We start from the raw sequence: 22,034 nt of genomic DNA, 5'->3' as shown, positions 1-22,034 counted from the left end.
AGGGGGGGGCCCCCTCTCCCCGCCCCCGTGGCCCGCAATGCCTTACCACATACCCCACCCCCAAACGCATGCCCATTCTGATTCGGGGCTTCCGCCGCCCCCACAAAACAGCCCCACAGCGCCGTGCAGATTCACCCGCGCGGGTGATGTTTGCGGTGCAGCTTCTGCAGGTGTTCGCGCGCGACCAGGGTGTAGATCTGGGTGGTGGACAGCGAGCTATGGCCAAGCAGCATCTGCAGCGCGCGCAGGTCGGCGCCGTGGTTGAGCAGATGGGTGGCAAAGCTGTGCCGCAAGCCGTGCGGGCTGATCTTGCCGGGGTCAATGCCAGCCACCGCCGCGCTGGCTTTCACCAAGGCCCAGAACTGCTGGCGGCTCAAAGGGCTACGGTCGATGTCGACAAACAATGGCACCTGCCCCGCCAACGTAGCCGCAACCGGCTTGCCTCCGGTGAGCTGCGGCCGCGCCGTGGCCAGATAGCGTTCCAGCCAGTACTGAGATTCCTCACCCAAGGGCACCAAACGCTCCTTGCTGCCCTTGCCGGTGACCCGAAGTACGCCCTGACGCAGGTTGACCGCATTGGCCGGCAGGTTGACCAGCTCACTGACGCGCAGGCCAGCGGCGTACATCAGCTCCAGCATCGCGCGGTCGCGCAGGCCAACCGGGCTTTCCGTGTCTGGCGCTGCCAACAGTGCCTCGATCTGGCTTTCGGCCAAAGCCTTGGGCAGCGAACGCGGCAGCTTGGGCGACTCCAGCAGCGCCGCAGGATCCTCACTCCGTTCGCCACGCTTGAGTGCCTGCGCGAAGAAAGCGCGCAACACCGACAGCAGACGCGCATTGCTGCGCGCGGTCCAGCCGTGGCGGGTGCGCCAGGCCAGGTAATCGAACAAACCGGCGCGATCCATCCCGGCCAGGCCCTCATTACTGCCATCGCGCCAGCGCGACAAGCCTTCAAGATCGCGTCGATAGCTCTCCAGCGAAGCCCGGGCCAAGCCGTTCTCAGCCCAGATCGCATCCAGAAACCGCTGAATCAAACGGTCATCGGCATCGCGCAACGGCGGCAGTTGCTGCACCAGTTGGCGGCGTTCGGCGGGGGTCAGGGACGCGGACATCGGCGCAAGGATAAGCCCTGCTTCCACGACTGCCCATGCACGCGTGCCGTCACTAACCGTATGCTCAGGCCATGAGCGCACCCACAGTTGCCGAATCGCCCCGCCCCTCCGCGTTGCTGCTGCGCCGACTGGCCGCACTGTTCTACGACCTGTGGCCGGTGTTGGCACTATGGATGCTGGTCTCGGCGCTGTTCACCGTCGGCTACGCGCTGGCCGGGCATGCCAGCCGCGAGAACATTCATCCGTTCAGTGCCCTGCAATGGCTGTTATGGCTGAGCTGCTGGCTGATTGCCGGGCTCTACGCCACCGAGAGCTGGAAGCGCGGCGGACAGACCCTGGGCATGCGCCCGTGGCGGCTGCGCCTGCAAACCGCTGACGGGCGAGCACCCAGTCGGGCCCAGCTGTGGAAGCGCTATGCACTTGCCACACTGTCACTGCTGCTGGGCGGAATTGGCTTCATCTGGGCGCTGTTCGACCGCGAGCGCCTGACCCTGCATGACCGCCTGAGCGGCACCCGCCTGCAGAAGCTGTAGTGCCGAGCCATGCTCGGCAGGGGCTCTACCATCATTGCCGAGATGTAGTGCCGAGCCATGCTCGGCAAGACGCGCTACCGGGAAAGTCTCAGCCGAGCATGGCTCGGCTCTACCCTGCACTACCCCACCCGTCGTCGCGACAACCAGCCGGAGATGGCCAGCATCAGCAGCGGCGGCAAGGCATAGGCGATGCGGTAATCAAACTTCAGTGCGCCAGCCATGCGCCCGAAGAACATCTGCAGCAACAGGAAGCCCAGCGCGAACAGCATACCCAGGAACAGGCGCTTGCCCATGCCACCACTGCGCAGCGAACCAAACGCGAACGGCACCGCGGCCAGGCACAACGCCAGTACGTTCAAGGGGTAGAACCAGCGCCCCCAGTAGGTGTCTTCGTACTCGCGCGCATCCAGACCGTTGCGCTTGCGGTAGTCAATACTGGTCTTGAGCTCGCCCACCCCCAGGTTGCGTGGTTTGGCCAGGCCAGAGGCCAAGGCAGAGGCATCCAGCTTGGACGCCCACTTTTCGCTGGGCAACTCCTGACGGGCGACCGAGCGCTCGCCGAAGGTATCGCGGCGCACAGCTTCCAACACCCAGCCTTGGCTGTCGTGACGTGCGGTCTTGGCATAGGTCAGGCTCAGCAAACGCCCATCTTCACCCAGCTGGTACAGGCGCACATCATGCAGCAGCAAGGTCGACTGGCCATCGGTGCTGAGCTGCTCTTCACCGGTCAGCGCATTGAGGAAGGTATCGCCTTCACGTGCCCACAGGCCCGAATAACGGGCCGTGGCCATATCGGTGTTGTAGCGGGCACTGGCCTTCAAGGCATCAGCACGGCTCTGTGCCCAAGGCGAGAGGGTTTCGCCATTGACCACCATCAACACGGTCAGCAGTGATAGCGCGATCGCCACCGAAACCGCAATCCGCCGCCGCGACACGCCGATAGCACGCAGTGCGGTCAGCTCAGAGGTTGCCGCCAATTGACCCAAACCCATCAGCGCGCCAATCACTGCGGCCATCGGGAAAATGGTGTAAGCGCGGCGCGGCAAGGTATACGCCACCCAGGCCAAGGCATGGCCAAAGCTGTAATGGCCCTGACCGATTTTCCCGGCCTCGCCGGACAAGGCCATCATCGCGTCCAGGCCCAGCAGCACCATCCACACCACCAGCACTGTGAACAGCACGGTGCGGCCTACATAAACGTCGTGAATCCGCGGCAGCACCCTCATGCCTTGGCCCTCGCACGGCGGCGACTCAGCCGCCCATCGCGGAAGTACAGCCACAGCGCCAACAGCAGCAATGGCAAGGTCAACCACCACATGCCGGCGTCCACCGGCAGCTTGCCCGCTGCCAGCCACTGGCGGCCGAGGATGCTCAGGCTCACGCCTACCGTATAGGCAAGAAACGCCACCATGATGCGGCCGTAGCGCTGCTGGCGCGGCGCGCTGCGGGCCAACGGCAAGGTCAGCAGGGCGAATGCCAGAGCCAGCAATGGCGGGGTGATGCGCCAGTGCAGCTGGGCCTTGGCCTCGGGCCGTTCATCGCCTAGCAACTGGCTGGTGGTCAGCATTTCCGGATCATTCTGGTCGCGCACTTCCTCGCGGTCCGGCAAGGCCACTTCGTTGCGGGCATAGCGCATCAGCCGGTAGTCCAGGGTTCCGCTCTCCGGGCCCTCGACCCGATATCCGTCCTCCAGGCGCAGATAGCGCTGGCGCTCGCCCTCAAAGAACATCGCGCCGCTGTTTGCCGATACCACGTCGATACGACCTTCCTTCTGCCGCTGTATGAACACCTTGCCCATCTTGGTACCGTCGCCGGCCAATGAAGACAGGTAGACAACGCCGCCGCCAGACAACGGGGTGAACTGGCCCGGCTCCAGCCCGGCTACCACCATGCTGCGGCTGGCATCCTGCAACATCTGCTCAGCGCTGCGGTCGGCCCAGGGGCCCAGCCACAGTGAGCAGCCCGCGACCAGCGCCACCACCGGCACCGTCAACAGCAGGATCGGCTTGAGCAGACGCTTGGGACCAACACCAACGCCGGTCAGCACCGCCATTTCTGAATCGCGGTACAGCCGCGCGATCGACAGCGCCAGCCCCAACATCAGCGCCAAGGGCAGGATGATGGGTAGGTAGACGATGAACTGCAGGCCCAGCTGGGACAGCATCAACCCCGCCGGGATGCGGCCATCGGCGATGCGGCCGAGGATGTCGACCAGCACACCACCCATGCTGACCACCAGAAGTACGGTCAAAGTAGCCAGAAAACTCTGGAGGAAGTCACTCAGAAGGTAGCGGTCAAGCTTCGCCATAGGGTCGGTGGTTTAAACTCTCGGTTTAGTCCGCAGAACGCCCGGCCTCGATGGCCCCGCGTATACAGCCTGCGATTGTACGGATTTGGCAACGGAATCTGATCAATGTCTCTGGAATTCACCCTGAACCACGCCGCCCCGGTCTCCGCCGAGGTGGATTGCGTCATTGTTGGCGCTTTCTCTGACAAGTCGCTGACCCCGGCCGCACAGGCCCTGGACGCGGCTTCTGGTGGCCGTCTGGCCGCCCTGATCGAGCGCGGTGATGTTGGCGGCAAGACCGGCAACACCACCCTGCTGCACGATCTGGCCGGCGTCAGCGCCGCCCGCGTGCTGGTGGTTGGCCTCGGCGACCCGGCCAAGTTCGGCGTAGTGCAGTACCTGAAGGCCGTCGGCGACGCCGCCCGCGCCCTGAAGACCGGCAACACCCGCAGCGCGCTGTTCACCCTGAACGAACTGGAAGTCGGCGACCGCGATGCCGCCTGGAACGTCCGTCAGGCCGTGATCACCGCCAACCACGCCAGCTACCGCTACACCGCCACCCTGGGCAAGAAGAAGCCGGAAGCGCCGGGTCTGGAGTCGCTGGCCATCGCCAGCAGCGACGAAACCGCGCTGCTGCAGGGCCAGGCCATTGCCGCCGGCGTGGAATACGCCCGCGAGCTGGGCAACCTGCCGCCGAACTACTGCACCCCGGCCTACCTGGCTGAATCCTCGGTCAAGTTCGCCGCCGAGCACGACGGTGCCGAAGCCGAGATCCTGGACGAGGCGCAGATGGAAGCGCTGGGCATGGGCTCGCTGCTGGCCGTGGCCCGTGGTTCGGCCAACCGCCCCAAGCTGGTGGTGCTGAAGTGGAGCAACGGCGGTGACGCCAAGCCCTACGTACTGGTCGGCAAGGGCATCACCTTCGACACCGGCGGCGTCAACCTGAAGACCCAGGGTGGCATCGAGGAAATGAAGTACGACATGTGCGGTGGCGCCAACGTCATCGGCACCTTCGTCGCCACGGTCAAGGCCAAGCTGCCGTTGAACCTCGTTGTAGTCGTGCCGGCAGTGGAAAACGCCATCGACGGCAATGCCTATCGTCCGTCCGACGTGATCACCTCGATGTCGGGCAAGACCATCGAAGTCGGCAACACCGACGCCGAAGGCCGCCTGATCCTGTGCGACGCGCTGACCTATGCGCAGCGCTTCGAGCCGGCTGCACTGATTGACGTTGCCACGCTCACCGGCGCCTGCATGGTGGCCCTGGGCCACCAGACCGCCGGCCTGATGAGCAAGCACGACGACCTGGCCAACGAACTGACCGCCGCTGGCGAGAACGTGTTCGACCGCGCCTGGCGCCTGCCCTTGTGGGACGAGTACCAGGGCATGCTGGATTCCAGCTTCGCCGACGTCTACAACATCGGCGGCCGCTGGGCCGGTGCCATCACCGCTGGCTGCTTCCTGTCGCGCTTCACCGAAGGCCAGCGCTGGGCGCACCTGGACATCGCCGGCGTGGCCAGCGATGAAGGCAAGCGCGGCATGGCCACCGGTCGCCCGGTCGGCCTGCTGACCCAGTGGCTGCTGGATCGCGTTGCCTAAGTAAGTTCTGGATAAAGCCGGGGTTGGAAAGTGGGGGCAGCGTCGGGTTCTACCCGGCATCACCCGACGCTGACCCCGGTGTTGCACCCTCTTCCCTCTACTTCTTCGTGACCTGATGCGTGCCGACTTCTACCTGATTGCCAAGCCGCGCTTTCTCACCGAGCCACTGAAGCTGGTGTGCGAACTCGCGCGCAAGGCCAACGATGGCGGCCTGTACACGCTGGTACTGGCCCGTGACCAGGCCCAGGCCGAGGAGTTGGACGAGTTGCTGTGGTCGTTCGACCCGGACGCCTACATCCCGCACCAGATCATCGGTGAGGACGTGGACGAGGAAGAGGCCATCGTGCTGATCGCCACGCCGGGCGCCGAAGCACCCGAGCGCCCGCTGGTGATCAACCTGCGCGACGAGCCCTACCTCGGTGCGTGCGATCGCGTGCTGGAAGTGGTGCCGGCCGACCCAGCTGCACGTGAACCGCTGCGTGAGCGCTGGCGCCAGTACAAGGCCGCTAACTACACGCTCAACAAATACGACATGTAAGGGATTACACGCATGCGCCTGCTGATTGCCATCCTGCTGCCGTGGCTGGCCTTTTTCACCATTGGCCGTCCGATTTCCGGCATTGTCTGTCTCATCCTGCAAATCACCTTGATCGGTTGGGTACCCGCCGCCATCTGGGCTGCATACGCGGTGAGCCAGTACCACACCGACCAGAAGATCAAGCGCGCACTGGCGCGCTGATCCCTCCCCCCGCTCTTTCCGGTTTCCCCGCATGACCCAACTCGCCTCCAGCTACGACCCGAAAACCTTTGAAACCGCGCTCTATGAGTCGTGGGAGAAGGCCGGCCTGTTCAAGCCGTCCGGCAAGGGCGAGCCGTACACCATCCTGCTGCCGCCGCCGAATGTCACCGGCACCCTGCACATGGGCCACGCCTTCCAGCAGACGCTGATGGATGCGCTGATCCGTTACCACCGCATGCGTGGCTACGACACGCTGTGGCAAGTGGGTACCGACCACGCCGGCATCGCCACCGAAATGGTGGTCAGCCGCAACCTGGCGATGGAAGGCAAGGGTGAAACCCGCGACTCGCTGGGCCGCGATGGCTTCATCGACAAGGTGTGGGAGTGGAAGGCGCATTCGGGCAACGTTATCGAGGGCCAGATGCGCCGCCTCGGCACCTCGGCCGACTGGTCGCGCAGCACCTTCACCATGGACGCTGGCCCGAGCGAGGCGGTGATCGAGTCCTTCCTCCGCTGGCACGAGCAGGGCCTGATCTACCGTGGCCAGCGCCTGGTCAACTGGGATCCGGTGCTGAAGACCGCCATTTCCGATCTGGAAGTGGAGAGCGTGGAAGAAGACGGCTTCATGTGGTCGATCGCCTACGCGCTCAACGACGGCGCCAGCTATGAGCACGTCGAAGTGGACGCAGACGGCGTCGAAACCCTGCGCGAAACCCGCAACTACCTGGTCGTGGCCACCACCCGTCCGGAAACCCTGCTGGGCGACACCGCGGTGATGGTGCACCCCGAAGACAGCCGCTACGCGCACCTGATCGGCAAGAGCGTGACCCTGCCGCTGACCGGGCGCAGCGTGCCGGTGATCGGCGACGACTACGTCGACAAAGCCTTCGGCACCGGCGTGGTCAAGGTGACCCCGGCGCACGACTTCAACGATTACCAGGTCGGCGTGCGTCACAGCCTGCCGATGATCAACCTGTTCACCACCATTGCCACGCTCAACGAGAACGCCCCGCAGCAGTACCAGGGGCTGGACCGCTACGCAGCGCGCAAGGTGATCCTGGCCGAGCTGGAAGACCTGGGCATCCTGGTCGAGACCAAGGCGCACAAGCTGCAGGTGCCGCGTGGCGATCGTACCGGCCAGGTGATCGAGCCCTATCTGACCGACCAGTGGTTCGTGAAAATGGACGGGCTGGCCAAGCGCGGCCTCGAACTGGTTGAAAACGGCTCGATCAAGTTCGTGCCGGGCAACTGGATCAACACCTATCGCCATTGGATGGAGAACATCCAGGATTGGTGCATCAGCCGCCAGCTGTGGTGGGGCCACCGCATTCCGGCGTGGTTCGACGAAGCCGGCAACTGCTACGTCGGCCGCAACGAAGCCGAGGCCCGCGCCAAGGCCGGGCTGAGCGACGACGTGCTGCTGACCCAGGACAGCGACGTGCTGGAGACCTGGTTCTCCTCGCAGCTGTGGCCGTTCTCCACCCTGGGCTGGCCGAACGAAGCGGCGATGGCCGAGCGCGGCTTTGAGCGCTACTTGCCGTCGAACGTGCTGATCACCGGCTTCGACATCATCTTCTTCTGGGTGGCGCGCATGATCATGGCCACCGACAGCTTCACCGGCCAGATCCCGTTCAAGGACGTCTACATCACCGGCCTGATCCGCGACGGTCAGGGCCAGAAGATGTCCAAGTCCAAGGGCAATGTGCTGGATCCGCTGGACATCATCGACGGCATCAGCATCGACGACCTGGTTGCCAAGCGCACCCACGGCCTGATGCAGCCGAAGATGGCCGAGAAGATCGAAAAGGCCACGCGCAAGGAATTCCCGGACGGCATCATCGCCCACGGTGCCGATGCGCTGCGCTTCACCATCGCCGCGCTGGCCACCCACGGCCGCGACATCAAGTTCGACATGAGTCGCGCCGAGGGCTACAAGAACTTCTGCAACAAGCTGTGGAACGCCAGCCGCTTTACCCTGATGAACACCGAGGGTGCGAGCTTCACCGGCGTACCGCAGCCGCGCACCGATGCTGAGCGCTGGATCCTGGCGCGCCTGGCCAAGGTTTCGGCCGAAGCACAGCAGCATTACGCCGACTACCGCTTCGACCTGTTGTCGCAGGCGCTGTACGAATTCGTCTGGAACGAGTTCTGCGATTGGTTCCTGGAACTGACCAAGCCGGCCTTGAACGGCGACAACGCCGAGGATGCGGCCAGCACGCGTCATACGCTGCTGTACGTGTTGGAAGCGGTACTGCGCCTGCTGCACCCGCTGACCCCGTTCGTCACCGAGCAGCTGTGGCAGCAGGTGGCGCCGCGTCTTGGCATCAACGCCGAGTCACTGTCGTTGCAGGCCTACCCAACCGCGGAAGAGTTTGCCGGCGATTACGCGCAGGCCGAAGTCGACGTGGAATGGTTCAAGACCATGGTCAGCGCCCTGCGCCGCGTGCGCAGCGAATTGAACGTGCCGCCGTCCAAGCAGGTGCGTCTGCTGCTGCAGGGCGGACAAGCTGCTGACCGCAGCCGCCTCGACCGCTTCGCCTCGCAGCTGCGTTTCCTGCTCAAGCTCGAAAGCATCGATTGGTTGGCTGCTGATGCACAGACGCCGCCGGCTGCGGCCGCCATTGTTGGCGAGCTGAAGCTGCTGGTGCCGCTGGAAGGTCTGGTCGATCTGGACGCCGAACGTGCGCGTCTGGACAAAGAGATCGCCCGCGTTTCTTCGGAAAAGGACAAGAGCGAGGTCAAGCTGTCCAAGTTCACCGACAAGGTGCCGGCAGCGGTAGTCGAGCAGGAGCGTGTGCGTCTGCTTGACTGGAACAGCCAGCTGGCCGGCCTGCAGGAGCAGCGCGCGAAGTTGTAAGGCTTGTTGCTTGCTGTTGTGGAAAACGCCGCCTTTGGGCGGCGTTTTCTTTTGTGCGTTGAGAATCAAAGAGCAGCGAGCGAAGAGCGCCCTCATCGCCCTGCCGGGCACCTTCTCCCGCGAGCGGGAGAAGGGAGTGCAATGCGCCATGCACTTCTGCGGGATCGCTGTGCAATCTGCTTCATGTGCTTGAGCTTGATCCTACGCCCAGTTCACGACGCTGCAAGAATCACTGCAGTCCCTTCTCCCGCGTGCGGGAGAAGGTGCCCGGCAGGGCGGATGAGGGGGCTTTTGGCTTTTGGCTTTTGGCTTTTGGCTTTTGGCTTTTGGCTTTTGGCTTTTGGCTTTGGGCTTTTGGCTTTTGGCCTTGGACCTTACCTTCCCGCAGCACCAGCACCCCCCAAACCCAGCTACCCTCCCCAAGCACCCCAACGACAGAACCCAATGTCCCTCGGCATCTTCTGCGCCGTCTTGTTCGCCGCCCTGCTCCACGCCAGCTGGAACGCCATCGTCAAACTCGGCGGCGACAAGCTGCTGACCACGATCCTGGTCACCGGCTGCGCTGCCGTCCTGTCCGCCATCGCCCTGCCCTGGCTACCCGCGCCCGCCGCAGCCAGCCTGCCCTGGCTCGCAGCATCAGCCATCCTGCAAACCGGTTATTACGTGCTGGTTGCACGCGCCTATCACAGCGCCGACATGAGCCTCTCCTACCCACTGATGCGTGGCTGCGCGCCCTTGCTGGTTGCCATCGCCGGTACCTGGCTGTTCAACGAACACCTGTCTGCCAGCGCCTGGAGCGGCATCGCGCTGATCAGCACCGGCATCCTGTGCATGGCCGGCAGCAGCAAGGCGCGCAACATCCGCCTGCCGCTGTGTATCGCGCTGGTCATCGCCACCTATACACTGGTCGATGCACAGGGCGCGCGCCTGTCCGGCAGCGCCTTGAGTTACACGCTGTGGTTGTTCCTGCTGTCCGGCTTGCCGCTGCCGATCTGGGCGCTGTTCGCCCGCCGCCAGCAGCTGGGCAACTATCTGCGCGGCAACTGGCAGCGCGGACTGGTCGGCGGTATCGGCACCACGGCGTCCTATGCAATCGCGCTGTGGGCGATGACCATTGCGCCGGTCGCGGTGATCGCCGCACTGCGCGAAACCTCGATCCTGTTCGCCCTGCTGATCTCGGCGCTGCTGCTGAAAGAACACATCAGCCGCAAGCGCATGCTCGCGGCGGTGCTGATCATCGCTGGTGTAGTTCTATTGCGCCTGACGTAAACCAGACAAATCTCAGAGCGGCGGCATCACACAGATGTCGTCGTCCACCAGTTCCATCGCCATCACCAGCGCATCTTCGCGTCCGTTTGGCGTCGGGTAATAGCGTGGGCGGCGGCCAATCTCGTTGAAACCTTCGCTGTGGTACAGCGCGATGGCCGAGGTATTGGACGGCCGTACTTCCAGGAATACCCGCAGCGCGCCACGCTGCCGTGCAACCCGCACCAACTCGCGCAGCAGACGCCGGCCGTGACCACGCGACTGACACAGCGGGTCAACACAGACATTGAGTACGTGCGCTTCATCAACGGCGATGCTGAGCACGGCGTAGCCGACAATACCGTCATCCTGCACCAGCACCCGGCAGGGATAGTCAGCACGCAGGCAATCCTGGAAGATGCCGCGCGTCCACGGGAACGGATAGGCGCGCAGCTCCACTTCCATCACCGCATCCAGGTCCCCCTCGTGCATGGGACGCAGGACCGACCCCAGCGCGGTCATTGCCGTGCTTTCCGCCGCAAGCTGCGCAGCTGCGGCCACAGGGCACGCTTGGCCGCTGGATCGGCACGCAGCTCGGCCAATGGCCAGCTGTCCATCAGCGCCCGCGTTTCGGGCTCATTGGGATTGCAGCCGGAAGCGCGTAACAAGGCGATCTGCAGGCGGTCGGGCATCCCCAAACCGCCGCTGCGACGAACACCGCCCGGTGTAGCGACAGCAAATACCGGCGCTGGTGCAGTGCTCGGTGCCTGCGGTGCCTTTGCAGCCACTTCACGCGGCGGGGCAACAGCAACTGGCTTGCTCACCGCAGGTTGCGGCTGCGCTGCCAGCTCCACCGCTACCGTAGCGGCATCAAAGGCTGGCGCAGACACGGCTGGCGGCGCATCCAGCGCGCCGCCTTGCAGATATACGGTGTAGCCCATCGCCTGCAGCCATGCCTGCTGCTCGGCGGTCCACACCGGTTCGGGCGAGAAGCCGATCACTGCACCTTGCCGGCCGGCTGCCGCCAGCGTTGCAGCGCCCACATCACCGGGCCGGACAGCGCATAGATCACCCCAACCGCCAACAAGGTGCGCGCAGGGTCCAGCACCACGATCGAAATGATGATCGGCACCAGGGCCAGCACCACGAACGGTACGCGCTCTGAACGCGGGCCCTTCTCGCTGCCGCCCTTGAAGCTCCAGAAGCGGATCCGGCTGACCATCAACAAGCCAGACACAATGGTCACACCCAGCGCCACGTAGCGCAGCTCCTCACCGCTCCAGCCCAGCTGGCCATCGGCAAAGGCCCAGACGAAGGACATCATCAAACCGGCCGCAGCCGGGCTGGCCAGGCCGACAAACCAGCGCTTGTCGACGGTGCCCACCTGGGTATTGAAGCGGGCAAGGCGCAGCGCCGCGCAGGCCGCATACAGGAAGGCCGCCGACCAGCCGACCCGGCCCAGCACGTCGCCGTCGAATTTCAGTGAAGACAGGGCCCAGTGGTACATCACCAGCGCCGGCGCCATGCCAAAGCTGACCAGATCAGCCAGGGAGTCGTATTGCACGCCAAATTCGCTGCTGGTGCCGGTCAAACGCGCAACCCGGCCGTCCAGCCCGTCCATCACCGCAGCCACGAACACGGCGACGCTGGCTTGGACGAACTGCCCGTTGGAGGCGGCAATGATGGCGTAGAACCCGGCAAACAGCCCGGCGGTGGTAAACAGGTTCGGGAGCAGGTAGATGCTGCGCGAACGCGGTGGTGGTCTCAATTCGTCCATACCGGGGAGTTTAATCGACTTGCCAGCCACGTCACCGGGTGCTGCAATCGCTGCCTGCCCTGTTTCGGTGTCTGGAGTTGCCATGCTCACCCTGCCCCGCCTCTGCTGCCTGCTCCTGCTCAGCACCGCTGCCACCGCCAGCGCCGCCAATCTGTACAAGTGGAAGGACGCCAATGGCGTCACCCAGTACTCGGAACGGCCGCCGGCCGGCAAGCAGTTCGAAACCCGCCGCATCACCGCCAGCGGTGCCTCTGTCGCCGAACCAGAGGTTGCAGCCGAAGCCGGCGAATCCGAACAGTGCCTGGGTGCGCGCAAAAATCTGGAATTGCTGAACGGCAGTGGCCCGGTCAGCCAAGGCGTCGGCGCCGATGGCAAACCGGGGGCTCCGCTGGATGACGCCCAGCGCGCGGCGCAGAAGCAGCTGGCCGAAGCGGCAGCTGCGGTCTATTGCAAGCCAGCACCCAAAAAATAGACCTCCGGGAATGGCGGGCTATAGGGTTGTGGGAGCGGCGTAAGCCGTGAAGCCCATGGACCCGCAATTGCCTGCGTTATCCGGCAACCAGGGTTTCCTGACTTCGCGGCTTACGCCGCTCCCACAGCTCCTACAGTTATTGTGCCCTGATGGGTGCGGGGAAGGCCCTTGCCGAGCATGGCTCGGCACTACGACTGGCCCGCACAGATCGCCCTACCCGTTCGTGGCGGTGCGCACTGGGCTGCAAGGCTGGCAAAATAGGGGATCGTCCGTTTTGCGAAGCCCCCTGCCATGCGTCTTTCCCGCTTCCACCTGCATACCACCAAGGAAACTCCCGCCGACGCCGAGCTGGTCAGCCACCGGCTGATGCTGCGCGCGGGCATGATCCGCAAGCTGGCGTCGGGCCTGTACACCTGGTCGCCACTGGGCCTGCGGGTGTTGCGCAAAGTGGAAGCCATCGTCCGCGAGGAAATGAACCGGGCCGGCGCGGTGGAACTGCAGCTGCCCACCATCCAGCCCAAGGAGCTGTGGGAGGAAACCGGTCGCTGGCAGAAATTCGGCGGCCAGCTGCTGAAAATCAAGGACCGCAAGGAGCAGGAATACTGCTACAGCCCCACCGCCGAGGAAGCCATTACCGACTTCGCGCGTCAGGAACTGTCCAGCTACAAGCAGCTGCCGGTGAATTTCTACCAGGTGCAGACCAAGTTCCGTGACGAAATCCGTCCGCGTTTCGGGGTGATGCGCTCGCGCGAGTTTCTGATGAAGGATGCCTATTCCTTCCATCTGGACGACGCCAGCCTGGTCGCCGAGTACGAAAACATGAAGGCTGCCTACACCCGCATCTTCACCCGTCTGGGCTTGGAGTTCCGCGCGGTGCAGGCCGATTCCGGCGCCATCGGCGGTGACGCCTCGCAGGAATTCCACGTCATCGCTGACTCCGGTGAAGACGCGCTGGTGTTCTCCACCGGCTCGGATTACGCCGCCAATGTGGAAGCGGCGATTGCCGCCGATCCGGCAGCGCGCGCCGCCGCCGGCGAAGAACTGCGCAAGATCGATACCCCCACCCAGAAAACCTGCGAAGAAGTCGCCGCGCTGATGGGCATCGCCCTGCTGCGTACGGTCAAATCGATCGCGGTAATGACCACCGAAAATGAATTCGTGCTGGCCCTGGTCCGCGGCGACCACGAAGTCAACGAGATCAAACTGGCCAAGGTGGCTGGCCTTGCCGATTACCGCATGGCCAGCGAGGCCGAGATTGCCGATTATCTGGGCAGTGAGCCAGGTTTCCTCGGCCCCTTGAATCCGCGCAAGGCGATCCGCGTGGTCGCTGACCGCGAAGTGGCGGCGATGGCTGACTTTGTGATTGGCGCCAATGAGAAAGGTCTGCATATTGCCGGCGTCAACTGGGGCCGCGACCTGGCCGAGCCGGAAGTCGCAGATATTCGCAACGTCGTCGCCGGTGACCGTGCCCAGGACGGCGGCGAACTGAAGATTACCCGCGGTATTGAAGTCGGCCACGTATTCCAGCTGGGCCGCCAATATGCGCAGGCACTGAAGGCCACCGTGCTGGACCAGAACGGCAAGGCCGCGGTGATGGCGATGGGCTGCTACGGCATTGGCGTGTCGCGCATCGTCGCCGCTGCCATCGAACAGAACCACGACGACGCCGGCATTATCTGGCCGGTCAGCATGGCGCCGTGGCAAGCCGTGGTGTGCATGATCAACCCGAAGCAGGACCCGACGGTGACCGCAGCCGCCGAAGCGCTGCTGGCCGAACTGCAGGCCGCTGGCGTGGACGCCGCGCTGGACGACCGCGGCCTGCGTCCGGGCCAGATGTTTGCCGATATGGAACTGATCGGTATTCCGCACCGGATCGTGGTATCCGAGCGCGGCCTGGCCGCAGGCACGGTTGAATACCGCGCACGTAGCGCCAGCGAAGCGGAAAATCTGGACCAGGCAACGGTGATCAGCAAGATCATCGGCTGAGCTTGTTTTGCTTATAACGCCGGGACATTGCCCCGGCGTTTTCATTTCCGGATAACATGAAAAGCGCTATTAATTTGTCATTCCTGTTACCAGCCCGGTATGCTTTGCTGCGCTGCCACGGAATGGCATACATCCCAACCCATTATCCGGAGTAGTTATTCGATGAGTATTGATCTGTCCCAGCTGTCGGCCAAAGAGCTGGCCGTTCTGATCCGCGACGCACAGAAGCGCAAGACCGTTGTCGCCAAGCGCCAGCCGATTGCCAAGGCGCGCGCCCTGGTTGCCGCTGCGGCAAAGAAGGCTGGTTATACCGTCGAAGAGTTGTTCGGCACCGGCGCCGCCGTTGCAGTGAAGGCCCCGCGTGGCGCCAAGGCCAGCAAGGGCGCAGCCAAGACCGGCCGCAAGCTGCCGAAGGTTGAGCCGAAGTACCGTAACCCGGCAAATGCCGCAGAAACCTGGACCGGCCGTGGCAAGCAGCCGCGCTGGCTGGCCGAATACACCAAGGCAGGCCGCAAGGTTGAAGATTTCCTGATCCAGAAGTAATAACTCTGGAATATGGATTACAAAACGCCGGCAGTTTGCCGGCGTTTTCTTATTGCTTTTTGGCAAACACAGCAGTTACAGGTTCTTGCGCGCCGGCACCAGCAGATTACCGAACAGCAGACCCGCCACCAGCGCCATCACCACATTGACCACAGTCAGCAGCGCCGATTCGCCTGCGCTGACATTCTGCTGCTGGATCAGGCTCAATACCCCGCGCAGGCTGGTACTGCCGGGCACCAGCATGATGATGCCGGGCAAGCGGATGATCGCCCCCGGGCGCTGGACGATGCGTCCAAACAGATTGCCCGCGGCAGTCACCGCCATCGCAGCGAGAAAGATGCCGGCCGGTGCCCCCCACAACTGCCCGCCATATCGGGAAATTGCATAACCAGCGACCGAGGCGGCCATAACCCAGGGGTAATCACGTCTGCTGGCCCGGAACAGCATGGCGAACGCGAACGAGGCGACCAGCACCGAGCCCCATTCCACCCAGTTGGATTGTGGCCGCGAGGCGCGGATGATCGGTTCCAGGCCGATGGAATTGGCGATGGTCACCGCGATCATCGCGCCCACCGTGAGTTTCATGATGGTGGTCAGCGCGCCAGCAAAACGCGCCGTGCCCGATACCCAATGCCCGCTGGCCAGTTCATTGACCGAGTTGGTCAGCGCCATGCCGGGCAGCAGTACCACCAGCGAGGCAATGATGGTGGAGTTCATGTTCAGCGGCCCGATGAAACTGGCCACCAGCACCGCCACAAAACCCGCCAGCAACGCCGCCAGCGCTTCGCCGGCTTCGCGGGTAGCGACGCGGCGGTCGGTATAGAACAGCATCAGGCCAATCAGCAGACCGGTAATACCGGCGGTGGCGATATCCAACCACGGCAGCCGCCACAAACCGGCCACGCCGGCCGAGCCCAGGGTGAACGAGGCCAGCAACTGGATCTTGCTGCGCAGGCCGCCATCCTTGTCGAGCTGGCGCAGCGCGGTATGCCCCTGCGCGATCGACATCTGCCCGGCAGACACGGCATCGGCGATCTGGTCGGCCATCGCCAGCTTGTGCAGGTTGGTATCACCCGGCCCCAGACGGATCACCCGGGTGATGTCGCTGGAACCGATGGCACGGGTCGGGTCGCTGAAACTCAGGATCAAACCGGTCGGGTTCGACCACGGCTCGCAATCCAGATCCAGCTGCTGCGCCAAGGCCACCACCGCCGCCTCCAATCGCTGGGCGGTTGTGCCGTAACTGTGCAGACGCCCAGCCATCTCCGAAACGAAGGCCACACGTTGCGCGTAGGTAGCGCGATTGGAAGCAATGGCCGGGGCGGCGGCAAGGGTTTCGGCAGACATGGCCGCTAGTATCACCTGAAGCGGAGGAAATACTCATCCGGCTTGAAGGGCTGGCGGGTTATTCTCCGTAGCCAATGGTCACCATGAAAGACATTCCCCCACCCCACTGCGTACTTCCCCCCGATGCGGATGGCCTGCTCAGGCTTTCCGGCAACTGGACGTTGGCCACCGCGCTGCACTCGAGCGAGGTATTGCATGCCCAGACCGGAGCGGTAACCGGCATCGATGCGCGCAATATCGACCGGCTGGATTCGGCCGGGGTACTGCTGTTGCTGCGCTACGCGCACAAGCTGGGGCTGCCGGATGATGCGCTGCAGTTCCGCGCCGACCATCAGGCGCTGGTCTGCACCATCGAGGAAGTCGCCGATGAACGGCCCAAGCCGCAACGCGACTTCGGTGTGGCGGCGGCCCTGGATCGGCTTGGGCGCTCGGTACACGCCATCGCCGACAACGTGGTGGTATTGGTCAACTTCCTGGGTGAGAACCTGGCCAAGATGGCGCGGCTGGTGCGCCAACCCCGCCGTTTCCGGCTCACCGCTGCGGTCAACCAGATGGAAGAGGTTGGTCTGAACGCAGTGCCGCTGGTAGCCCTGCTGTCGTATCTGGTGGGCGCGGTGATCGCCTTCCTCGGCTCCACCATCCTGCGCGACTTCGGCGCCGAGATTTATGTAGTGGAGCTGGTCTCGATTGCGTTCCTGCGCGAGTTCGCGGTGCTGCTCACCGCCATCGTATTGGCTGGCCGCACCGCCAGCGCCTTCACCGCACAGATCGGTGCGATGAAGGCGCGCGAGGAAATCGATGCCATCCAGACCCTGGGCCTGGATCCTATCGACCTGCTGGTGCTGCCACGCGTGGTCGCGCTGCTGATCATGTTGCCGCTGCTGACCTTCGTGGCGATGATCGCCGGCCTGGCCGGTGGCGTTACCGTGGGCGCCTTCGACCTTGGCATCCCGCCACAGATGTATCTGGCGCGCATGCACGACACCATCGAGGTGCGGCATATGCTGGTTGGCCTGTCCAAGGCACCGGTGTTCGCGCTGATCATCGCACTGATCGGCTGCCTGGAAGGCCTGAAGGTGGAAGGCACGGCGCAATCCGTTGGCGAACGCACGACATCCAGCGTGGTACAGACGATTTCGCTGGTCATCATCCTCGACGCGCTGGCCGCGTTGTGGTTCATGCATATGGGCTGGTGAGGCGATGAGCACGATGGAAGACGCCAACATCGACGACGCCAACCTGGCCATTCGCGTACGCGGGTTGGTCAATCGCTTCGGCAGCCAGACCGTGCACGACGGCCTGGATCTGGACGTACGCCGTGGCGAGATCCTCGGCGTGGTCGGCGGCTCGGGCACCGGCAAATCGGTATTGATGCGCTCCATCCTCGGCCTGCGCTCGCCCGATGCCGGGCAGATCGAAGTACTGGGCGTGGATGCGCGCTCAAACAATCCCGCCGACCGTCTGCGGATCGAACGCAATACCGGCGTGCTGTTCCAGGACGGCGCCCTGTTCTCCTCGCTGACGGTCGGCGAGAACGTGCAGGTGCCACTGAAGGAGCACCACCAAGAACTCAGCGAGCGCTGGCACTACGAGCTGGCTTTGTTGAAAGTGAAGCTGGCCGGCCTGCCCGCCGACGCCATCAACAAACTGCCCTCGCAGCTCTCCGGCGGCATGCGCAAACGCGCCGGGCTTGCCCGTGCGCTGGCTCTGGATCCGCCCTTGCTGTTCCTGGACGAACCCACCGCCGGCCTCGACCCGATTGGTGCGGCCGCGTTCGACCGCCTGATCAAGACCCTGCAGGAAGCCCTGGGCCTGACCGTATTCCTGATCACCCACGATCTGGACACGCTCTACGCCATCTGTGACCGCGTCGCGGTGCTGGCCGACAACAAGGTCATCGCCAACGCACCCTTGCCCGAAATCGAACAACTCGACCATCCGTGGATACGCGAGTACTTCCACGGCCCCCGCGCCCGCGCTGCGCGCGGCCTCCAGCACGAGCCCGCTTGATATGGAAACCAAAGCCAACTACGTCCTGATCGGTGCCTTCACCCTGCTCATCGGCGTTGCCCTGCTCGCCTTTGGACTATGGGCAGCCAAATATTCCTCCGACCGCACCTGGCAGGAATACCAGGTGGTGTTCACCGAGGCGGTGACCGGTTTGTCGGTGGGCAGCCCGGTGCAATACAACGGCATCGCGGTGGGCTCGATCACCCAGCTGACCCTGGCCCCGGACGACCCGCGCAAGGTGGTGGCCAAGTTGCGGCTCAACTCCACCACCCCGGTCAAGACCGATACCCGCGCCAAGCTGGCCATTACCAGCCTGACCGGGCCATCGATCATCCAGCTCAGCGGCGGTACGCCGCAGGCCGCCGCCCTCACTGCGGTGAGCAAGGAGCCGGTACCGACCATCGCCACCATGCCGTCGGCCTTGCAGAACATCACCGACGTGGCCAACCGCGTGGTCGAGCGCATGGACGAACTGCTCAGCGACGACAACGTCAGCAAGATCACCGCCACCCTGGCCCACCTGGAAACCATCAGCGGCGGCCTGGCCGACCGCGACCAAGGCACCCAGGCCTTGCTGGTGGAAGCCCGCGATGCAGCGCGCAACCTCAACGTCACTCTCGGTTCGGCCAACGGCGCCATCAAGAACCTGGACGAGAACGTGCTGCGGGAACTGCCGGCGACGATGGACAAGCTTGATACCAGCCTGGCCAAGCTCGATTCGGCGGCCGGCAATGCGGACGCCATCCTTGGCGAGAATCGCGCGGCCATCAACAGCTTCGCCAATGACGGCCTGGCCCAGCTCGGCCCGACCTTGACCGAACTGCGCGGCCTGATCCGCGACCTGCGCCGGGTCAGTGACCGGCTGGAGAACAACCCGGCGCGCTACCTGCTCGGTCGCGACGCCCCGAAGGAGTTCGAACCCAAATGAAGCACACTTTCCTGATCAAGCTGCTCGCCCCAGCCTGCCTGCTGGCCTTGGCCGGCTGCTCGGCACTGGCCGGCGGCGACCGCCAGTCCACCACCATCTATGCGCCGCAGGTGCGGGTGCAGGCCGATCCGGCATGGCCCCAGGTCAGCTGGCAGCTGGCCATCGCCAAACCCAGCGCCGCGCGCATGGTCGACAGCCCGCGCATCAGCGTGCGGCCGACGCCGGGTGAGCTGGAGGTCTATCGCGGTGCCACCTGGTCGCAGCCGGCCACCGACATCCTGGAGGACACCCTGCTGCGTGGCTTCGAGGACTCCGGAAAGATCGATGCGGTTGCGCGCATCGCCACCGGCATCCGCTCGGACTACAAGCTGACCACCGACCTGCGCCGCTTCGAATCGGACTACCGTGGCGGCGACCTGCCGGCGGCCACCATCGAGCTCAACGCCAAACTCATCCACAGCCTGGACCAGCGCGTGGTTGCGGCACGCACCTTCGTCGTCGCCGAACCAGCCACCAGCACCGAGATCAGCAGCGTCGCTGCCGCGTTCGAAACCGCGTTGAACAAGACCACCACCGACCTGATCGGCTGGACCCTGCTCAGCGGCCAGCGCGACGCGGCACAGCTGCGATCTGGCGGAAAGTAAGATTGATGCGCTCGCCCGACACCCGCGCGGTCTTGGGCAGCGCATGCTGGTAGTCGCGCTGGCACTGCCCGCGCATCAGCAGCAGATCGCCGTGACCGAGCAGGTATTCGAACTTCTGCGCAGGATCGTCCCGACGCCGCAGTAGAAAGCGCCGCGGTGCCCCAAGGCTCAGCGAGGCGATCAACGGCGTCGGCCCCAGTTCAGGCTCGTCATCACTATGCCAGCCCATGCTGTCGCGGCCATCGCGGTAACGATTGAGGAGCACGCTGTTGAAGCGCGCATCACAGGTCTGTTGCAGCAGATCGCGTATTTCCTGCACAGCCGGCGCCCATGGGTGCGGAAGGAAGTCCGCGCCCGAATAGCGGTAACGCGCATCAGCATCGCCCATCCAGCAACTCAGCCGCGGCGAATCCAACCAGCGCCCGAACATGCGGATGCGGTGGATTTCCCATGCAACCTGCGCATGCAGGACAGACAACAAGGCGTCGGCTTGGTTCCCGGCCAGCCATGTCGGCAGGTGCTGTACCACCGTTGCTCGTGACCCGCCCATGGCAGGAAAGCAGACACCGGTTTGCTCGATCATGCCGCTGCCCTCAGAATCAGCCGTTGCACGCAGGTTCCTGCTGCCGTGCGTTCATCAACGATAGTGCCATGACCTCCCCTCTGCATCGCCACATTGTCCTGCAACGCTGGCGTCTGTCGCGCAACATCGCGCTGGCCACCGGCCTGCTGCGCAGCATTTTCACCCGCGGCGTAGGCGGCACCATCGCGTCCATCCGCCGTCGCGTGCAGCCCGTGGCGGATGCCGCGCTAGCCGCACCGACGACGCCCTCCACCCGCACGGGGAAGCTGCTGCTGTTCATCGATGCTGCCACTCCAACCCCCAGCCGCGACTCAGGCTCGGTACGCGCATTGGCACTGCTGCGGCTCTGCCGCGAACTCGGCTGGTCAGTGGCGTTCATGCCAGACAACAACCAGCTGACAAGCGAGTCGGCAGCGCTGCTGGAAACGCTGGGGGTTGAATTGATCGGCACACCCGGCCAACCGCGCCTGGATCGCTGGCTGCAGCACAACGGCAATCAGGTGAATGCTGTTTTCCTGTGCCGACATCACGTTGCTCGTCGCCATCTGCAACTACTGCGCGCCTTCACTGCGGCACCGATCATCTTCGACACGGTTGACCTGCACCACGTCCGCCTGCAACGCGCCGCAGCGCTTCAGAACGACCAGGCATTGCTTCGCGTCGCCCAGCAGGTGCGGGCCGAAGAGTTCGCCTTGATCGCCGCCAGCGATGCCACCACCGTGGTCAGCCACGCGGAGCTGGACTATCTGCGCGCCAATGGCGTGGACACCCCCGTGTCCGTGCTGTCCAACGTGCATGACGTAGCCGTTGCCGAACGCAACTTTGCCGACACCTCCGGACTGTTGTTTGTCGGCGGCTACCAACACCACCCAAACCAGGAAGCCATTGCCTGGTTGTTGACCGATATCATGCCGCTGCTACGACAGCAGCTGCCGGGCGTGGTATTGCATCTGGTCGGCGAGATTCCACCGCCGGAAGCACAACGCCTGCGCGCCGACGATGTGGTCGTGCACGGCCACGTGCCCGCAGTAGAGCCTTTCCTGCAACACAGCCGAATCAACCTCGCGCCGTTGCGTAGTGGTGCCGGGGTCAAGGGCAAGATCAACCAAGCCATGAGCCACGGCCTGCCAGTAGTGGCCACCGGCATTGCCGCCGAAGGCATGTTCCTGCGCCACGATGACAATGCCTTGATTGCCGACAACGCCGAAGACTACGCAGCGCAGGTGGTCCGCCTCTATCAGGACGCCGCGCTGTGGCAACGCCTGTCTGCCAACGGCTACCGCAACATCGAAGATCACTTTTCATCTGCACTGGCACGCGAAACGCTGCAGACGCTACTACCCGCATACTGACGATTGGCGGTAAGTACCGCCAA

General features: G+C 64.2%; 21 protein-coding genes and 1 pseudogene. 14 read left to right on the top strand and 8 right to left on the bottom strand.

From position 1 onward, the window contains the following. Nucleotides 1-131: 131 nt before the first annotated feature. Nucleotides 132-1,109 carry a site-specific tyrosine recombinase XerD gene (gene xerD / locus ACVOLL_RS15975; protein WP_481513774.1) on the bottom strand — a complete coding sequence of 326 codons (978 nt, stop codon included), beginning with the start codon at nt 1,107-1,109 and terminating at the stop codon, nt 132-134. A 71-nt stretch (nt 1,110-1,180) separates the two neighbouring features. Between xerD and ACVOLL_RS15970 the strand changes: the two genes are divergently transcribed. Beyond that, complete coding sequence (locus tag ACVOLL_RS15970) at nt 1,181-1,642, top strand: RDD family protein (RefSeq protein ID WP_481513773.1); 462 nt, start codon at nt 1,181-1,183, stop codon at nt 1,640-1,642. Between the two features lie 119 nt (nt 1,643-1,761). On the opposite strand, the gene lptG is transcribed toward ACVOLL_RS15970, so the two are convergent. Beyond that, nucleotides 1,762-2,868, bottom strand: coding sequence for an LPS export ABC transporter permease LptG (gene lptG, locus ACVOLL_RS15965; RefSeq protein ID WP_481513772.1), 1,107 nt, complete (start codon nt 2,866-2,868; stop codon nt 1,762-1,764). After that, nucleotides 2,865-3,950 (bottom strand): LPS export ABC transporter permease LptF, encoded by a 1,086-nt coding sequence (gene lptF, locus ACVOLL_RS15960; protein WP_481513771.1) that lies wholly within the window; start codon nt 3,948-3,950, stop codon nt 2,865-2,867. Before lptF ends, lptG begins: the two co-directional genes overlap by 4 nt. Before the next feature lie 105 nt (nt 3,951-4,055). Between lptF and ACVOLL_RS15955 the strand changes: the two genes are divergently transcribed. The 5 genes from ACVOLL_RS15955 (at nt 4,056) to ACVOLL_RS15935 (ending at nt 10,393) form a co-directional block, all read left to right on the top strand. Then, nucleotides 4,056-5,528 (top strand): leucyl aminopeptidase, encoded by a 1,473-nt coding sequence (locus tag ACVOLL_RS15955; protein ID WP_481513770.1) that lies wholly within the window; start codon nt 4,056-4,058, stop codon nt 5,526-5,528. A gap of 112 nt (nt 5,529-5,640) precedes the next feature. Further along, the gene (locus ACVOLL_RS15950) at nt 5,641-6,066 is read left to right on the top strand and encodes a DNA polymerase III subunit chi (RefSeq protein WP_481513779.1); all 426 of its coding nucleotides are present in this window, start codon (nt 5,641-5,643) and stop codon (nt 6,064-6,066) included. Nucleotides 6,067-6,078: 12 nt separating this feature from the next. Beyond that, on the top strand, nt 6,079-6,267 hold the full coding sequence (locus ACVOLL_RS15945; RefSeq protein WP_481513769.1) for a YqaE/Pmp3 family membrane protein: 189 nt from the start codon (nt 6,079-6,081) through the stop codon (nt 6,265-6,267). Nucleotides 6,268-6,298: 31 nt separating this feature from the next. Continuing rightward, nucleotides 6,299-9,124, top strand: a complete 2,826-nt coding sequence (locus ACVOLL_RS15940; RefSeq protein ID WP_481513768.1) for a valine--tRNA ligase — start codon at nt 6,299-6,301, stop codon at nt 9,122-9,124. Nucleotides 9,125-9,568: 444 nt separating this feature from the next. After that, the gene (locus tag ACVOLL_RS15935) at nt 9,569-10,393 is read left to right on the top strand and encodes an EamA family transporter (RefSeq protein ID WP_481513767.1); all 825 of its coding nucleotides are present in this window, start codon (nt 9,569-9,571) and stop codon (nt 10,391-10,393) included. A gap of 12 nt (nt 10,394-10,405) precedes the next feature. On the opposite strand, the gene rimI is transcribed toward ACVOLL_RS15935, so the two are convergent. From rimI to pssA, 3 genes are read right to left on the bottom strand one after another with little or no spacing between them, the layout of a single operon-like run. Then, nucleotides 10,406-10,891 carry a ribosomal protein S18-alanine N-acetyltransferase gene (rimI, locus tag ACVOLL_RS15930; protein WP_481513766.1) on the bottom strand — a complete coding sequence of 162 codons (486 nt, stop codon included), beginning with the start codon at nt 10,889-10,891 and terminating at the stop codon, nt 10,406-10,408. Next, nucleotides 10,888-11,310 carry an alanine acetyltransferase gene (locus ACVOLL_RS15925; RefSeq protein ID WP_481513778.1) on the bottom strand — a complete coding sequence of 141 codons (423 nt, stop codon included), beginning with the start codon at nt 11,308-11,310 and terminating at the stop codon, nt 10,888-10,890. Before ACVOLL_RS15925 ends, rimI begins: the two co-directional genes overlap by 4 nt. A 56-nt stretch (nt 11,311-11,366) precedes the next feature. Next, nucleotides 11,367-12,146, bottom strand: coding sequence for a CDP-diacylglycerol--serine O-phosphatidyltransferase (gene pssA, locus ACVOLL_RS15920; RefSeq protein WP_481513777.1), 780 nt, complete (start codon nt 12,144-12,146; stop codon nt 11,367-11,369). Between the two features lie 82 nt (nt 12,147-12,228). Here pssA and ACVOLL_RS15915 point away from each other — a divergent pair, with 82 nt between their 5' ends. The 3 genes and pseudogenes from ACVOLL_RS15915 to ACVOLL_RS15905 form a co-directional block, all read left to right on the top strand. After that, entirely contained in the window at nt 12,229-12,618 is a 390-nt protein-coding gene (locus tag ACVOLL_RS15915; RefSeq protein ID WP_481513765.1) for a DUF4124 domain-containing protein, read from the top strand. 291 nt (nt 12,619-12,909) lie between these two features. Continuing rightward, nucleotides 12,910-14,604: a proline--tRNA ligase gene (locus tag ACVOLL_RS15910; RefSeq protein WP_481513764.1), complete on the top strand. Its 1,695-nt coding sequence runs from the start codon at nt 12,910-12,912 to the stop codon at nt 14,602-14,604. Nucleotides 14,605-14,766: 162 nt separating this feature from the next. Further along, a pseudogene (locus ACVOLL_RS15905) lies at nt 14,767-15,144 on the top strand (H-NS histone family protein); the annotation flags it as partial. Between the two features lie 78 nt (nt 15,145-15,222). Here ACVOLL_RS15905 and ACVOLL_RS15900 read toward each other — a convergent pair. Beyond that, entirely contained in the window at nt 15,223-16,494 is a 1,272-nt protein-coding gene (locus ACVOLL_RS15900; RefSeq protein WP_481513763.1) for a threonine/serine exporter family protein, read from the bottom strand. Between the two features lie 83 nt (nt 16,495-16,577). Here ACVOLL_RS15900 and ACVOLL_RS15895 point away from each other — a divergent pair, with 83 nt between their 5' ends. From ACVOLL_RS15895 to ACVOLL_RS15880, 4 genes are read left to right on the top strand one after another with little or no spacing between them, the layout of a single operon-like run. Then, nucleotides 16,578-17,690, top strand: coding sequence for an ABC transporter permease (locus ACVOLL_RS15895; RefSeq protein ID WP_481507993.1), 1,113 nt, complete (start codon nt 16,578-16,580; stop codon nt 17,688-17,690). A gap of 4 nt (nt 17,691-17,694) precedes the next feature. Next, on the top strand, nt 17,695-18,504 hold the full coding sequence (locus ACVOLL_RS15890) for an ABC transporter ATP-binding protein (RefSeq protein ID WP_481513762.1): 810 nt from the start codon (nt 17,695-17,697) through the stop codon (nt 18,502-18,504). Nucleotide 18,505: 1 nt separating this feature from the next. Continuing rightward, complete coding sequence (locus ACVOLL_RS15885; RefSeq protein ID WP_481507995.1) at nt 18,506-19,432, top strand: MlaD family protein; 927 nt, start codon at nt 18,506-18,508, stop codon at nt 19,430-19,432. Then, nucleotides 19,429-20,076, top strand: a complete 648-nt coding sequence (locus tag ACVOLL_RS15880; protein WP_481513761.1) for an ABC-type transport auxiliary lipoprotein family protein — start codon at nt 19,429-19,431, stop codon at nt 20,074-20,076. The genes ACVOLL_RS15885 and ACVOLL_RS15880 overlap by 4 nt, the downstream gene beginning before the upstream one ends. Here ACVOLL_RS15880 and ACVOLL_RS15875 read toward each other — a convergent pair. Continuing rightward, nucleotides 20,030-20,626: an alpha-ketoglutarate-dependent dioxygenase AlkB family protein gene (locus tag ACVOLL_RS15875; RefSeq protein WP_481513776.1), complete on the bottom strand. Its 597-nt coding sequence runs from the start codon at nt 20,624-20,626 to the stop codon at nt 20,030-20,032. The two genes, ACVOLL_RS15880 and ACVOLL_RS15875, sit on opposite strands and share 47 nt — an antisense overlap. A gap of 101 nt (nt 20,627-20,727) precedes the next feature. Here ACVOLL_RS15875 and ACVOLL_RS15870 point away from each other — a divergent pair, with 101 nt between their 5' ends. Continuing rightward, a complete protein-coding gene (locus tag ACVOLL_RS15870) occupies nt 20,728-22,011 on the top strand; it encodes a glycosyltransferase (RefSeq protein ID WP_481513760.1) in 1,284 nt (427 codons plus the stop codon). Nucleotides 22,012-22,034: the final 23 nt, after the last annotated feature.

It is taken from the genome of Stenotrophomonas sp. STEN035 (assembly GCF_056759935.1).
The sequence above is the reverse complement of the archived record's forward strand: the minus strand, read 5'-3'. Positions and strand labels throughout refer to the sequence as shown.